At 68.9% G+C, this 14,694-nt stretch carries 11 protein-coding genes; 3 read left to right on the plus strand and 8 right to left on the minus strand.

Annotated features, from left to right (window positions below; translation table 11 throughout):
* Positions 1-48 precede the first annotated feature (48 nt).
* The 4 genes from FOB72_RS09320 to edd all read right to left on the minus strand — a co-directional run bounded on the left by FOB72_RS09320 (position 49) and on the right by edd (position 5,161).
* Entirely contained in the window at positions 49-999 is a 951-nt protein-coding gene (locus FOB72_RS09320; protein ID WP_150372251.1) for an alpha-E domain-containing protein, read from the minus strand.
* Between the two features lie 24 nt (positions 1,000-1,023).
* A complete protein-coding gene (locus FOB72_RS09325) occupies positions 1,024-2,499 on the minus strand; it encodes a circularly permuted type 2 ATP-grasp protein (protein WP_150372252.1) in 1,476 nt (491 codons plus the stop codon).
* 150 nt (positions 2,500-2,649) lie between these two features.
* Positions 2,650-3,141, minus strand: a complete 492-nt coding sequence (locus tag FOB72_RS09330) for a gluconokinase (RefSeq protein ID WP_150373838.1) — start codon at positions 3,139-3,141, stop codon at positions 2,650-2,652.
* Between the two features lie 127 nt (positions 3,142-3,268).
* Positions 3,269-5,161 (minus strand): phosphogluconate dehydratase, encoded by a 1,893-nt coding sequence (edd, locus tag FOB72_RS09335; RefSeq protein ID WP_150372253.1) that lies wholly within the window; start codon positions 5,159-5,161, stop codon positions 3,269-3,271.
* Between the two features lie 198 nt (positions 5,162-5,359).
* On the opposite strand from edd, the gene FOB72_RS09340 reads away from it, so the two are divergent.
* The gene (locus tag FOB72_RS09340) at positions 5,360-6,325 is read left to right on the plus strand and encodes a MurR/RpiR family transcriptional regulator (protein ID WP_150372254.1); all 966 of its coding nucleotides are present in this window, start codon (positions 5,360-5,362) and stop codon (positions 6,323-6,325) included.
* A 78-nt stretch (positions 6,326-6,403) separates the two neighbouring features.
* On the opposite strand, the gene FOB72_RS32510 is transcribed toward FOB72_RS09340, so the two are convergent.
* A complete protein-coding gene (locus FOB72_RS32510; protein WP_223851287.1) occupies positions 6,404-10,066 on the minus strand; it encodes a ComEC/Rec2 family competence protein in 3,663 nt (1,220 codons plus the stop codon).
* A gap of 208 nt (positions 10,067-10,274) precedes the next feature.
* Here FOB72_RS32510 and FOB72_RS09350 point away from each other — a divergent pair, with 208 nt between their 5' ends.
* Complete coding sequence (locus FOB72_RS09350; protein WP_150372255.1) at positions 10,275-10,667, plus strand: hypothetical protein; 393 nt, start codon at positions 10,275-10,277, stop codon at positions 10,665-10,667.
* A gap of 9 nt (positions 10,668-10,676) precedes the next feature.
* On the opposite strand, the gene FOB72_RS09355 is transcribed toward FOB72_RS09350, so the two are convergent.
* Genes FOB72_RS09355 through FOB72_RS09365 form a run of 3 tightly spaced genes read right to left on the minus strand, consistent with a single transcriptional unit; the run spans position 10,677 to position 13,509 of the window.
* Positions 10,677-11,504: a TatD family hydrolase gene (locus tag FOB72_RS09355; RefSeq protein WP_150372256.1), complete on the minus strand. Its 828-nt coding sequence runs from the start codon at positions 11,502-11,504 to the stop codon at positions 10,677-10,679.
* A gap of 12 nt (positions 11,505-11,516) precedes the next feature.
* Positions 11,517-12,266, minus strand: a complete 750-nt coding sequence (gene lolD, locus FOB72_RS09360) for a lipoprotein-releasing ABC transporter ATP-binding protein LolD (RefSeq protein ID WP_150372257.1) — start codon at positions 12,264-12,266, stop codon at positions 11,517-11,519.
* Positions 12,259-13,509, minus strand: coding sequence for a lipoprotein-releasing ABC transporter permease subunit (locus tag FOB72_RS09365; RefSeq protein WP_150372258.1), 1,251 nt, complete (start codon positions 13,507-13,509; stop codon positions 12,259-12,261). The genes lolD and FOB72_RS09365 overlap by 8 nt, the downstream gene beginning before the upstream one ends.
* Before the next feature lie 54 nt (positions 13,510-13,563).
* On the opposite strand from FOB72_RS09365, the gene FOB72_RS09370 reads away from it, so the two are divergent.
* Entirely contained in the window at positions 13,564-14,691 is a 1,128-nt protein-coding gene (locus FOB72_RS09370; RefSeq protein ID WP_150372259.1) for a hypothetical protein, read from the plus strand.
* The last annotated feature ends 3 nt before the right edge of the window (positions 14,692-14,694 follow it).

The following is a 14,694-nucleotide window of genomic DNA, read 5'->3' on the forward strand; positions in this document are numbered from 1 at the left end:
GTGGGCAAGTCTGCGCGCGCCGCGCGCTCGGGGGGCATCGTATGTGCCTCAGGCAGCGAGCGGCACCAGGAAATCCCGGCTGATACCGTTGCCGAGGTCGCCGATGCGCTCCAGGAAGCTCGTCAGGTAGGCATGCAGACCACACGCGAAGATATCGTCGATCCGCGCATATTTCAGGTCAGCGTGGAGTTTACCAGCCTGACGCTCGGTCTCCGACGACTGCTGGTTGGCCACGAGCGCGAGAATCGACACCACCTCGTCCATGCTGGACACCAGCGAACGCGGCATGTCGGGCCGCAGGATCAGCAGTTCCGCCACGCGCTGCGGCGTGATCACGGCACGATAGATCTTGCGGTAGACCTCGAAGCCCGACACCGAGCGCAGCACCGCGGCCCAGTGATAGAAGTCGTTCTGCTCGCGATTCGGATCGGTGTCGTCGCTGCCCGATGCCTGGAACTTCACGTCGAGAATCCGCGCGGTGTTGTCCGCGCGCTCCAGGAACGTGCCCAGGCGCATGAAGTGGAACGCGTCGTCCTTGAGCATGGTGCCGAACTGCACGCCGCGCGCGAGGTGCGAGCGGAACTTGACCCACTCGAAGAAGCGCGAGGGGTCGTTGTGCAGCTCGCCGTCGGCGATCTGGCGCTGGACGTCGAGCCACGTGGTGTTCAGCGTTTCCCAGACCTCGGTCGTCAGCGAGCCGCGCACCGCGCGCGCGTTCTCGCGCGCCGCGCGCAGGCAGCTCATGATCGACGACGGATTGGTCATGTCGCGCACCATGAAGTCGATGACGTCATCGCGCGTAAGCAGGCCGTACTTGTTGTCGAACGCGTTGGTGAGCTCGGAAATATCGAGCATCGCCCACCAGCCCTGCTCCGCCACTTCGGCGGACTGGGGTAGCAGCGAGGTCTGATAGTTGACGTCGAGCATGCGCGCGGTGTTCTCCGCGCGCTCGGTATAGCGGGCCATCCAGAACAGGTGGTCGGCGGTGCGGCTCAGCATGATGTTCTCCCGGCGAATGACCTGTTAGCGTTCCAAGACCCACGTATCCTTGGTGCCGCCCCCTTGCGAGGAGTTCACCACCAGCGAGCCTTCGCGCAATGCCACGCGCGTCAGGCCGCCCGGCACCATGCGCACCTCCTTGCCCGACAGCACGAACGGCCGCAGGTCGATATGGCGCGGCGCGATGCCGGACTCCACGTACGTCGGGCACGTGGACAGCGCCAGCGTCGGCTGCGCGATGTACTGCTCCGGCCGCGCGCGCACGACTTCGCGAAACTGATCGATCTCCGCGCGCGTGGCGGCGGGACCCACGAGCATGCCGTAGCCGCCCGCGCCGTGCGTTTCCTTGACCACGAGTTCGCCCATATGGTCGAGCACGTATTGCAGGTCGTCGGGGCGGCGGCACATGTACGTCGGCACGTTCGAGAGGATGGCCTCCTCGCCGAGGTAGAACCGGATCATGTCGGGCACATACGGGTAGATCGACTTGTCGTCGGCCACGCCGGTGCCAATCGCGTTGGAGATCGTGACGTTGCCCGCGCGGTAGACCGACAGCAGCCCCGCCGCGCCGAGCGCGGAGTCCGGCCGGAACGCGAGCGGGTCGAGAAAGTCGTCGTCGACGCGGCGATAGATCACGTCGATGCGCTGCGGCCCCTGCGTCGTGCGCATGTACAGGTGCTCGTCCTCGACGAACAGGTCACTGCCCTCGACAAGCTCCACGCCCATTTGCTGTGCGAGGAACGCATGCTCGAAGTAGGCCGAGTTGTACATCCCCGGCGTGAGCACGACCACGGTCGGATCGGCGATGTTCTGCGGCGAGACGCCGCGCAGCATGTCGAGCAGCAGGTCGGGATAGTGCGCGACGGGCGCCACGCGGTTGCGCGCGAACAGCTCCGGGAACAACCGCATCATCATCTTGCGGTTCTCGAGCATGTACGAGACACCCGACGGCACGCGCAGGTTGTCCTCGAGCACGTAGAACTCGCCCTCGCCCGCGCGCACCACGTCGATGCCCGCCACATGGGCATAGATATCGCGCGGCACGTCGATGCCGAGCATCTCGGGCCGGTACTGGGCGTTGTTGTAGATCTGGTCCGCGGGAATCACGCCCGCGCGGATGATGTCCTGGCCGTGATAGATGTCGTGGATAAAGCGGTTCAGCGCGGCCACGCGCTGCCGCAGCCCACGCTCGAGCGTGGCCCACTCGCTGGCGGGGAAGATACGCGGGATCACGTCGAACGGTATGGTCCGCTCGGTGCCGCTGTTGGACTCGTCCTTGTCGCCGTAGACCGCGAACGTGATGCCCACGCGGCGGAAGATCAGGTCCGCTTCCGCGCGCTTGTTGTCCATGACCGCGCCAGGCTGGCGTCCGAGCCAGTCGGCAAAGCTCCGGTAGTGCGCGCGCACGGCACTGGCCGGCAATGTCTCCCCTGCCTGCACGACGCTCATCCCACCGTCGTCCCTGGCTTCAAGCATCTCGTCGAAAAAACGCGCCGCCATGATGGCCGCTCCTCTCGTTGGAAGGGTTATCGATGCTTTTTTGATGCCTCTCGATCAGCATATCCGCATCAGGAAATCCCGCAAGATGGGGCCCTCCCGATGCATGGCGACAATCTAGCAAGATGCTTGCCAACCTGGCAATGGCGCGCGTCAGCAGGTGGGCGGGCAGCGGTCGAGGATGTCCTGCACCAGTTCATCGGGAGACCGGCGGATATCGAGCACCAGCGCGTCGCGCGGCTCCTCGAGCGTCTGGAACTGGCTCTGCAGCAGCGCCGGGTTGAAGAAATGGTCCGTGCGCACGGACAGGCGGCCGCCGATGGTCTCGGCGTCGCCCTTCATGTAGACGAACGTCACGCCGCCATCGGGCGGCGTCAGGCGGTCGCGATAGACCTGCCGCAGTGCGGAACAGGTAAACACGTGCGGACGGCGTTCCGCGATGGCCGCATCGATGGCCGCGCGCATGGCGGCCAGCCACGGCCAGCGGTCCTCGTCGGTCAGCGGAATGCCCGCGTGCATCTTGTCCTTGTTGGCGGCGCTATGGAATTCGTCGGCGTCGTGGAAGCCGCAGTGCAGGCGGCTGGCCAGCAGCTGGCCGACCGTGGTCTTGCCGCTGCCGGAAACGCCCATCAGGATATAGATCATGTCTGCTCCGTCGATCATGGTCGGATGGTCGTGCCATCCTTGTCGGTAGCCCTCGCGCGGCGTTCGGATGCCGGGCACGGGGGTGCCCGCCGGCACGCGCCGGCGGGAATGCATAAAACGGGCGTCCCTATTGTGCGACGACCGGTGCCGTTTGGACAGCGTCCGCTTCGGAGAGGTCCATCGCGCTGCCGCCCTCTTCCGCGGTGCGCGCATGGCGGCGGAACAGGCCGAAGAGTCCCCGGCCCAGGCTGAAGCGCGCGAAGTCGTCGGCCGGTGCGGTCGCGGGCGTGCGCGCCGCGAACTCGGCCTGCGCCTCGGCGCTGCCGACCAGTTCCAGCGTGCCGGCCACCGCATCCACGCGGATCAGGTCGCCGTCGCGCACGCGCGCCAGCGGACCGCCGGCCAGGGCCTCGGGGCCGACGTGGATCACGGCGGGCACCTTGCCCGATGCGCCCGACATGCGGCCGTCGGTCACCAGCGCGACGCGGTGCCCGGCATCCTGCAGCGCGCCGAGCGCGGGGGTGAGCCGGTGCAGTTCGGGCATGCCGTTGGCGTTCGGCCCCTGGAAGCGCACCACGGCCACGACGTCGCGATCGAGTTCGTCGGCTTCGAATGCGGCCTGCAGCGCTTCCTGCGATTCGAACACGCGTGCCGGGGCCTCGATCACGCGATGTTCCTCCGCGACCGCGGACACCTTGATCACGCCGCGGCCGAGGTTACCCGCCATCAGGCGCAGGCCGCCTTCGTGCGAGAACGGGGCCGACGCCGGGGCGAGGACGGTGGCGTCCCCGCTCGTGGCCGGACCGTCGCGCCATTGCAGCGTGCCGTCGGTCATCACGGGCTCCTGCGCATAGCGGGCGAGGCCGCGGCCGGCCACGGTCTCCACGTCTTCGTGCAGCAGGCGCGCATCCAGCAGCTGGGCGATGACGTAGGCCACGCCGCCGGCCGCGTGGAAGTGGTTCACGTCGGCCGAGCCGTTCGGATAGACGCGCGCGAGCAGCGGCGTCACGCGCGACAGGCGATCGAAGTCGTTCCAGTCGATGACGATACCGGCGGAGCGCGCCATCGCGACGAGGTGGATCGTGTGGTTGGTGGAGCCGCCGGTGGCCAGCAGGCCGATCATCGCGTTGACCACCGCGCGTTCATCGACGATGCGCGAGATGGGCGTGTATTCGTTTCCGCGCGCGGTAAGGGCCAGCGCGCGCTGCGCGGCCGCCACGGTCAGCGCGTCGCGCATACCGGCGTCCGGATGGATAAACGCCGCGCCCGGCATATGGAGACCCATGATCTCCATCAGGAACTGGTTGCTGTTGGCGGTGCCATAGAACGTGCAGGTGCCCGCGCCATGATAGGCCGCGCATTCGGCTTCCAGCAGCGCGTCGCGACCGACCTGCCCCGTTGCGTAGAGCTGGCGCACGCGCGCCTTTTCCTTGTTGGGCAGGCCGCTCGCCATCGGGCCCGCGGGCACGAACACCACGGGCAGATGGCCGAACTGCAGCGCGCCCATCAGCAGGCCGGGCACGATCTTGTCGCAGACGCCGAGCATCACGGCCGCATCGAACGTATTGTGCGAGAGCGCGACCGCGGTGCCCATGGCGATGGCATCGCGCGAGAACAGCGACAGTTCCATGCCCGCATTGCCCTGCGTGATGCCATCGCACATGGCCGGCACGCCGCCGGCCACCTGCGCGACCCCGCCCACCGCGCGCGCGGCTTCGCGGATGACGGCCGGATAGCGCTCATAGGGCTGGTGCGCGGACAGCATGTCGTTGTACGCGGTGACGATGCCGAGGTTCGGCGCATGGTCGACGCGCAGGCGCAGCTTGTCGTTGGCCGGCAGTGCCGCGTAGCCATGCGCGAGGTTCGCGCACGACATGCCGCGCAGCGGGCCGAGTTCCTGCTGGGTCCGCTCGCAGCGGGCCAGATAGGCGGCGCGGCTCGCGCGGCTGCGCGCGATCACGCGTTCGGTGACGGCGGCGACTTCGGCAACCACATTGGCATCTTGGGAATCGTGGGGCATGGACGTTCCGTATCTGTAGATTTTCTACATTATATCCATGGGCGCTAGGGCCACGGAAGCCGTCATGCGCGGCGAATCTGCTTTTTCCTGCGCATATCCGGCATGAACTGGGGAAAGCCCTAGGTGCAGTCCCGTGTCTGCTGGCCGAGAATCGCGCCACCTCGCGTGTAGAATCTCTACACAAATACGACACCGATCATGCGCGACCGAATTCTTGCCGTCTACGACACGCTCCGTCCCTCCGAGCGCCGCCTGGCCGACTACATTGCCCGCCACGGCGCGAGCGTGATTCGCCTTTCCATGCCCGAACTGGCCGAACGCGCCGGCGTTTCGCAGCCGACCATCGCGCGGTTCTGCGCGGCACTTGGCTATGACGGGTTTCGCGAGTTCAAGCTGCAGTTTGCGCAGAACGTGGGGGGCGGCACGCCGTTCGTCCATCAGGATGTGGAGGCCAGCGACCGGCCGGCCGATATCGCGGGCAAGGTGTTCGATCGCACGATTGCGACGCTGATGACCGTGCGGAATGCGCTGTCGGCGGATCAGATCGAGCATGCGATCGCGCTGCTTGCCAATGCGCGGCGCATCGAGTTCTATGGGTGCGGCAATTCCGGGATTGTGGCGCTCGATATCCAGCACAAGTTCTTCCGGCTTGGAATTCCGACGACGGCCTATTCCGATTCGCATGTGTTCAGCATGTCGGCGGCGTTGTTGCGGCCTGGCGATGTGGCGGTGCTGGTGTCCAATAGCGGGCGCACGTGGGATATGCTGACCGCGGCGACACTGGCGCGCGCGAGCGGGGCCAGCGTGCTGGCGCTCACGCACAGCGGGTCGCCGCTGGCGGGGCTCGCGGATATTTGCGTGTTCTCCGATGTGGAGGAGGACAGCGATATCTATACGCCGATGACGTCGCGCATTTCTCACCTCGTGCTGGGCGATGTGCTGGCGGCGGGGGTGGCGCTGCAGCGCGCGGACACGGTTGCGCAGGGGTTGCAGCGCGCGAAGGCGCATTTGCGGGAGCGGCGGATTGCTGGGGCGGAGCCGGCGGTTTATGGGGAGGCGGCGCCGGGCGTTGCGGCGGCGGGTGCCGCGAAGCCGGCGCGTGCCAGGCTTGCGAAGCCCACCGCGCGCGGCACACGCACGGTGCCGCCCCGTCGGCGCGCCTGACTCCCCTGACCCACCTGGCTCACCTGACGCAAGGGGGGGGCCATCGGTCAATCCCGCGCTGGCAAGCGCCGTCACGCGCTACCGCGGCGCGGGTGGCGCGTCGCGCCAGTAACGCCTGACGTGCTGGCGGTAAGGAGTGACGTCATACGCGTCGCCCCGCGTGACGATGGTGATCGCACCGGTCTCGTCGGTGCGGTAGCGCTTGATATCCCGAGCCTCGTAACGCGCCCATACATCGGCCCGCGGATGGCCATAGCGGTTGCGATATCCCAGCTGAAACACCGCGATCTCGGGCGCGACCGCACGCAGTAGCGCCGCGCCCGACGATGTGCCGCTGCCATGATGCGGCACCACGAGGATGTCCGCGCGCAGGGGCGCCCCTTCCTCCTCCGCGCGCCGCACCATGGCCCGCTCCTCGGCCACGCCGATATCACCGGTCAGCAGCACGCTGCGCCGCGCGGTGGCCACGCGCAGCACGCAGCTGCGCGCATTGCTCGCGACGCGGGGGTTGCCGGATTGCGTTGCCGGTGGGTGCAGGAACTCGAAATGCACGCCGTCCCATACCCACGCCATTCCCGCCTCGCATGGCGCCCATGACCGCGTCATCCACGCCTGCCCCGGCGGCGCGCCGGTCAGCCGCGCGGTCTCGACGTCCCGCACACCGCCCGTGTGGTCAGCGCCCTTGTCGCGGAGGGGCACTTGCCCCAGCGCCGAACCGGTCAGCCGCGCGGTCTCGACGTCCCGCACACCGCCCGTGTGATCGGCGCCCTTGTCGCGGAGGAACACTTGCCCCGGCGCCGAACCGGTCAGCCGCGCGGTCTCGACGTCTCGCACACCGCCCGTGTGATCGGCGCCCTTGTCGCGCAGGGACACTTGCCCCAGCGCCGAACCGGTCAGCCGCGCGGTCTCGACGTCCCGCACACCGCCCGCGTGGTCAGCGCCCTTGTCGCGGAGGGACACTTGCCCCAGCGCCGAACCGGTCAGCCGCGCGGTTTCGACGTCCCGCACACCGCCCGTGTGGTCAGCGCCCTTGTCGCGGAGGGACACTTGCCCCAGTGACGAACCGGTCAGCCGCGCGGTCTCGACGTCCCGCACACCGCCCGCGTGGTCAGCGCCCTTGTCGCGGAGGTGCACTTGCCCCAGCGCCGAACCGGTCAGCCGCGCGGTCTCGACGTCTCGCACACCGCCCGTGTGATCGGCGCCCTTGTCGCGGAGGGACACTTGCCCCGCCGCTGAACCGGTCAGCCGCGCGGTCTCGACGTCCCGCACACCGCGCGTGTGATCGGCGCCCTTGTCGCGCAGGGACACTTGCCCCGGCGCTGAACCCGTCAGCCGCGCGGTCTCGGCACCGCGTGCATCGCCCGCCGGCATCGCATCGTCATCCCGCCTGCCGATTGGCACCACGGCCTCGATGTCCCGCACACCGCCCGCATGGTCGGCATCTTCGTGGCTGACGATCAGCCGGTCGAGCCGCCGCACGCCCGTGGCGCGCAGATACGGCACCACGACCTGCGCGCCCGCGCTGGTGCCCGACAGATAGCCCGGCCCGGTGTCGTACAGCAACGCGTGCGCTTGCGTTTCCACAAGCACCGCCGTGCCCTGCCCGATATCGAGCGCGGTCACGCGCATCTCGCCCTGCGCCACGGGCGTGCCGCTGGCCAGGATCATCGGCGCCATCAGCAGTGCGCCATAGGCGCGCATGGCGCGGTCGCCATCGGGCAGTAGCAGCAGGAACACGCCGATCGATGCGAGCCCCATGGCAAGCGGGCCTGCCTGCGCGGCTTCCCACACGGCCCACGCGGGCGCGGCCAGCCAGGCGAGCGCATCGGCTAGCCACGCCATGGCCTGATGCGCGACCGTCAGCGCGAGATGCGCCACCGGCGGCGGCGCCACGGCGCCGAGCAGCGACAGCGGCGTGACGACGATACTGACGATCGGGATCGCCACGGCGTTGGCGATGGCCGAGACCACCGATACCTGCCCGAACAGCAGCAGCGAAAACGGCACGAGCCCGATGGTCACGGCCCACTGTACGCGCGCTGCGCTCACGAGGGCTGCGCGCCAACGCAACAGCCGCCGCTGCAGTGCCGACGGCTCCTCCGCCAGGTCGTCCGCCGCAACAGCCTCCGCCTCGCTCCCGACACCCCTGGCCGCGCGGGCCGCCGCGCCATGGGGCTTGCGATTCGCCGCGCCGCCGGCGCCCAGCAAGCCGCCGAACAGGCGCGCCACTGCATGGGCGCCGGCACGCTTCGGCCCGCCGGACATGCTGGCGGTCGCATGAGCGTGGCTACGTTTCGGCCCGTCGTTCGACGTGCCACCCACCGCGGAGTCCGGCGCGCGCGGCGCGGCACGCGCCACGTCATGCGATGCGCGACTTGCCGAGCCGTGCTGGCCCGGCAAGCCGCCGGACATGCTGGGCATCGCATGCGCGCCGGTACGCTTCGGCGCGGCTTCGGGGGTCGCTTCGGGCGACAGGCGGCGGCGCCGCGTTGCCGGCCTCGCTGTGGCGGCCGGCTCGGGTCGCGCTGCGGCGAGGAAGATCACGGCCACGGCGCCGAACGAGAGCCAGAACCCCGGGGCCATGACCGCCCATGGGTCGATGACGACGGCAACGGCGGCGGCCCATGTCAGCACCAGCGTGGCCGGCGGCGCGCGGCCGCTCCAGAGTGCCACGGCCGCGACGGTCAGCATCGCCACCGTGCGCATGGCGGGAATCTGCATGCCCGCGATCAGGCCATATGCAAGCGCGGTCGCCACGGCGGCGACCAGTGCCGCCTGCCGCGCGGGCCAGCACAATGGCAACGGGCGCCGCAACCTGCGGCCAAGGCCGAACGAATGGCGCCAAAGCCAGTGCACGATCCCGCCGACCGCGCCCGACAGCATCGTGATATGCAGGCCCGAGATGCTCACCAGATGCGAGATGCCGGTGCGCCGGAATATCTCCCAGTCCGCCTGGGCGATGCCCCGCTGGTCGCCGATGGCCAACGCCACGAGCACGCTGCCGAGCCGCGCGTCGGCGGGCATGGCCGCGTGCATGCGGTCGCGCAGTGCGGCACGCCAGCGGGCGATGCGGGCGCCATCGCCGGGCATCGGGCCCGCGCGCGCGGCACGCACGTGGCCGGTGGCGCCGATGCCTTCGCTCAGGAGCCAGTATGCGTAGTCGAAACCATGCGGATTGGCGAGCCCGCGTGGGCGCTTGAGGCGGACGGTCAGTTGCCAGCGTTGGCCGGGGACGAGGGGGATTGGGGGATTGCGCCAGGTGAGCAGCACGCGGGGCGGGACCCGCCCTTCGGGCAAGAGCGCACCGAGCGCACCGGGCGCCGCTGGCGTGGCAAGCGCGTCGTATGCGCCGTGCGTGGCGGGCGCGGTATCCGGAGCGAAGAGGAAGCGCGTGCCGTGCGCGGCCACATCCGGCAGCCCCGCGACTTCGCCCGTGATGACGAGGTTCTGGCCGGCCAGTGACTCCGGCAGCCAATCCGCCATGCGCACCGCCGCGCGCCAGTTGGCCCATGCCGCGCCCAGCACGAGGGCCAGCACGGTGGCCATCGCGAGCGGGCATAGCGACCGCCTCGGCCCGCGCGCCTGCACGGACTGCGCCATCACGCGCCCCTTGAAGCGCCACCCTAGCGCCCACACCAACACCCCCGCCATCGCCCCCACATACCCGTGCCACGACGCCAGCGCCCCCTGCTGCTGCAGCCACCAGCACCCAGCCACGAATGCCAGCAGGCAAGCACGCATCGGCCTCTCCTTCGTCGAACGGAAAAGCCGCGTTGTAACGCGAAAACGCCGAAGAAAACGTGTCCAGGCGTTGCGCGAACGTGGCGAATTGATTCCGCCGCGTTTACACACGCAGCCGAAGAATTGCCAGGGCCTTTACGCGCGAAACGATATCGTCTCCGTCCCAATGTCGCGGCCATGCACCCGCGCATTTCCGTGGAGATATTCAATGTTTGAGATCGGCAAGGACTACACGCGCGAACAGATTCATACCGTCTGCGGCGGCAGCAAGCAGGCGTTCCTGCCCACCAGGAACGGCAAGGTGGTAGCGGTCTGCCTCCGCCCGGACCTGAACCCCGCCGCCCCCGACGCCATCGTCTGCAGCAGCAGCGCCGCGGCCCGCGCGGCCGGCAGGACGCTGGCCACGCAAACGGAGCCCGTGCCCGTGTTCATCAAGGGCGCAACGGACAAGTATCGCTATGCCGGCCATTTCACGGCCGCAGGCTCGCTGACCACGCCGCCCGAATGCGCGCCGTATGTCGTCAACAGCGGCTTCACGCTCGGTCAGGTATCGCGCGTGGTCAAGCTCAGGCGCGCGAACGGCACAACCGGCGCCAGCTGAAACAGACGCTCACCGCGGCGCCATCGTCGCCGCAAACGCGGCCAGCCGCGGCATCGCGGCGACCGAATTGGCCCACATCGCGTGGGCCAGCGACTCGAGCGGCAGACCGCGCAACTCGCCCAGCACGCGCGCCACGCCGACGACCTCGCCCGGCGTATTGCGCGCCTTGTGCTGTTCGCCGAAATGCCCATCGGACAGCCACGCGGGCGCGATATCGGGCGCATCGGTCTCCAGCACGATGGCCTCGAGCGGCAGCTCCACCGCCAGCCTGCGAATCTGCTTCGCGCGCGCGTAGGTCATATTGCCGCCAAACCCGAGCTTCATGCCGTGCTCGACATAGCGCCGCGCCTGCTCGTTGCTGCCATTGAAAGCATGCGCAATGCCCTGCCGCACCCCGACGCGCCGCAGGCCCGCATAGACCTGATCCTGCGACCGCCGCACATGCAGCAGCACGGGCAGATCGAACTCGCGCGCGATCTTCAGTTGCTCGGTATAAAGCCAGGTCTGATGCGCGGCATCGAGCCCCGGCACAAAGAAATCGAGCCCGATCTCGCCGATGGCCACGAAGCGCGGATCGCCGATCGACGCCTCCACCTCCATCCGCAGCGTATCGAGATCCGCCTGCCCCGCGCCAGGCGTATAGAGCGGATGAATCCCCAGCGCATACACGCATCGCGCATCGCCATGCGCCAGCGCGCGCACCGCGCCGAAATTCGACACGGCCACCGCCGGCAGCACGATGCCCGAGACGCCGGCCGCACCGGCGGCATCGGTGACCGCACCGCGGTCACCGTCGAACTCGCCCGCGTCCAGATGACAATGCGTGTCGATCCACATGGCCGGATGCGATCAGCGCTCGCGATGCAGATGCCCGTCGCGCAGCCGCAGCACGCGATCGCAACGGCCCGCGAGGTCCGTATCGTGCGTCACGATGACGAAGCTCGTGCCCAGCGTGCGCGACAGCTCGAGCATCAGGTCGTACACCCCGCCCGCCGTATGGTCGTCGAGATTGCCCGTCGGCTCGTCGGCCAGCACGCAGGCCGGCTGCCCCACGAGCGCGCGCGCGATGGCCACGCGCTGCCGCTCGCCGCCGGACAGCTCGCCCGGCCGGTGCTTCGCGCGACCGCCCAGCCCCACGCGATCGAGCATCGCCTGCGCGGCCTCGCGCGCCGCATGCTCGGTCAGCCCGCGAATGCGCATCGGCATGCCGACGTTATCCAGCGCCGTGAACTCGGGCAGCAGATGGTGGAACTGGTAGACGAAGCCCAGCGAGCGATTGCGCACCGTGTTGCGCTCCTTCTCGCGCAGCGCCGTGAACGGCTTGCCGAGCAGCGCCACGCGCCCCGAATCGGGATTGTCGAGCCCGCCGAGCACATGCAGCAGCGTGCTTTTGCCCGACCCCGACGCGCCGACGATGGCGACCTTCTCGCCCGCGTCCACGCGCACATCGACGCCGCGCAGCACGTCCACGTCGAGCCCGCCCTGACGGAACCGCTTGGTCAGGCCCTCGGCCACGAGCACGGGCGCACCCTGTTGCACGGCGAGACCCGGCACCGCCGGCACGGCCGACGGATCCTGCAGCAACGTGGTTTCACTCATAGCGCAGGGCCTCCGCCGGGTTCACGCGGGCGGCACGCCAGCTTGGGTAGATGGTGGCCAGCGTCGCCAGCACGAAGGAAATGACGCCGATCGTGGCAATGTCGTTCACGCGCGGATCCGAAGGCAGTTCGCTGATGAAATAGATATCGCGCGGCAGGAACTGCACGTGCAGCAGCCGCTCGATAAAGGGCACGATCACATCGATATTGGTCGCGATCAGCGTGCCGCCGGCCACGCCGAGCAGCGTGCCGATAAAGCCGATGGCCACGCCCTGCACGATAAAGATCTTCATGATCGAGCGCGGCTGCGCGCCCATCGTGCGCAGGATCGCGATATCGGGCTGCTTGTCGGTCACGGTCATGACCAGCGTGGACACGAGGTTGAACGCGGCCACGGCGATGATCAGCGTCAGGATGATGAACATCATCCGTTTCTCGGTCTGCACGGCCGCGAACCAGTTGCGGTTCTGCTGCGACCAGTCGCGCAGGTACAGGTTGCCCGTCATCGTGGTCGCCAGCTGCCGCGCCACTTCCGGCGCGCGTTGCATATCGACGAGCTTGAGCCGCACGCCGGTCGGGCCGGCCTGGCGGAACAGCGTCTCCGCGTCCTGGATATTGATCAGCGCGAGCGCGCTGTCGAATTCGTAGTGGCCGGACGAGAACACGCCCACCACCGTGAACTGCTTGAGGCGCGGCAGCACGCCGGCCGGGGTGATCGTGCCCTGCGGGGCCACCAGCGTGACCTTGTCGCCCACGCGCACGCCCATGGCCGCGGCCAGTTCGCTACCGAGCGCGATATCGAAGCCGCCCGGCACCAGCGCGTTCATATTGCCCGCGGTGAACTGGGCGCCGACATCGGAAACCTTGGGCTCCTCGGCCGGATCGACCCCGCGCAGCAGCACGCCGCGTACGGCATCCTCGCGCGTGAGCATCGCCTGCGCCGCCACATAGGGCGCGGCGCCGATCACCTCCTTGTTCTGCATCGCCTCGGCGGCGGTTTTCTGCCAGTCGCTCAGCGGCTGCTCGCCGACCACTTCGATATGCGCCAGCACCGACAGCATGCGGTCGCGCACTTCCTTCTGGAAGCCGTTCATCACCGACAGCACCACGATCAGCGCGGCCACGCCAAGCGCGATACCGAGCATCGAGATCATCGAGATGAACGAGATGAATGTATTGCGGCTGGCGCGCTTGCTTGCGCGCGTGTATCGCCAGCCGATCTGCCACTCGTAGGGAAAGTTCAAGAGAGGTCCTGTTGATTCGCGGAAATAGGAGCACAGTTTACAATCACGGCCACTATGATGACGCACCTGACTCTGATTGTCCCCTTTTCCGTCCCGCCCGGTCCCGGTGGCGACGGTGCCGACGGCATCGACGAGCGCGTGTCCGACGCCCTGCTCCGGCAGTTGGAGCTGCCCGCGCTCGGAAAGTTGCTGACCCGGGCCACGCCGGGGCCACGCGAGCGTCACGACGACCCGTTTCTCCGCAGCCTGCCTCAGGAGCGCTGGCTGGCCGCCCGGGCCGGCCTGCCGACCGATCGCGTGCCCACCGCGCCCTACATGCGGATGGCCGACCTGCGGCAATCGGACACAGCACCGGGTGCGTCAGCCCCCACGGAGGGCGCATGGGCCTGCCTGCAACCGGTCCATATCCACGCGGCGCGCGACCATCTGGTGCTCGTGCATCCCGGGCAGCTCGACCTCCGCGCGGACGACGCCACGGCGCTGCGCGCGGCGATCGACGACCTGCTGACCGAAGCCGGCATTCCGCTGGAGGCGCCCGTCCCGGACCGCTGGTACCTGCCCGAAGCCACGTTCGGCGAACTCGAGGCCACCACGCCGCTGCGCGCGGCCGGGCGCAATATCGATATCTGGCTGCAGGCTGGCGCCCGCGCGCGCGACTGGCGGCGCCTGCAGAACGAGATCCAGATGACGTGGCACGACCATCCGGTCAACGACGCGCGGCAGGCCGCGGGCCGGCTGCCCGTCAATTCGGTCTGGCTCCACGGCGGCGGTACGATGCGCCCGGTGCCGAAACTGGCCGACACGGTCCTGAGCGACGACGCCTTCCTGACCGGCCTCGCGCTGGCCGGCGGCAGCCGTGCCGCCGCGCTGCCCGCCCGTTTTGCCGATATCCATACCGAGGGCAGCGTGCTGGCCCTCGTCGAACGCGCGAGCGAACCGTATCTGGCGTCGGACTGGCACGAATGGCTGCTCCGCATGCACGCGCTCGACGCGGACTGGTTCGCGCCCGCGCTGCAAGCGCTCGCCGCCGGACAGATCCAGACCCTGACGCTCGTGCTCGCCGGCGAGAACCATTTTGCCGAGTTCACGGTGCGCCGCGCGGATCTGCGCAAGTTCTGGCGCGGCGTGGGCGCACGCGGCAACTGGCGCGCGCTGCTGTCCGACCTGGCCATGGCGGCCTGACCC

It is taken from the genome of Cupriavidus pauculus (assembly GCF_008693385.1).
GTDB classification, from domain to species: domain Bacteria; phylum Pseudomonadota; class Gammaproteobacteria; order Burkholderiales; family Burkholderiaceae; genus Cupriavidus; species Cupriavidus pauculus_D.

Bases quoted from the DNA above. Each gene is read 5' to 3' on its own strand.
- FOB72_RS09330 (WP_150373838.1), bottom strand. From the start codon at position 3,141: ATGATCTATATCCTGATGGGCGTTTCCGGCAGCGGCAAGACCACGGTC.
- FOB72_RS09325 (WP_150372252.1), bottom strand. From the start codon at position 2,499: ATGGCGGCGCGTTTTTTCGACGAGATGCTTGAAGCCAGGGACGACGGT.
- FOB72_RS09340 (WP_150372254.1), top strand. From the start codon at position 5,360: ATGCGCGACCGAATTCTTGCCGTCTACGACACGCTCCGTCCCTCCGAG.
- FOB72_RS32510 (WP_223851287.1), bottom strand. From the start codon at position 10,066: ATGCGTGCTTGCCTGCTGGCATTCGTGGCTGGGTGCTGGTGGCTGCAG.
- edd (WP_150372253.1), bottom strand. From the start codon at position 5,161: ATGCCCCACGATTCCCAAGATGCCAATGTGGTTGCCGAAGTCGCCGCC.
- FOB72_RS09370 (WP_150372259.1), top strand. From the start codon at position 13,564: ATGATGACGCACCTGACTCTGATTGTCCCCTTTTCCGTCCCGCCCGGT.
- FOB72_RS09350 (WP_150372255.1), top strand. From the start codon at position 10,275: ATGTTTGAGATCGGCAAGGACTACACGCGCGAACAGATTCATACCGTC.
- lolD (WP_150372257.1), bottom strand. From the start codon at position 12,266: ATGAGTGAAACCACGTTGCTGCAGGATCCGTCGGCCGTGCCGGCGGTG.
- FOB72_RS09355 (WP_150372256.1), bottom strand. From the start codon at position 11,504: ATGTGGATCGACACGCATTGTCATCTGGACGCGGGCGAGTTCGACGGT.
- FOB72_RS09320 (WP_150372251.1), bottom strand. From the start codon at position 999: ATGCTGAGCCGCACCGCCGACCACCTGTTCTGGATGGCCCGCTATACC.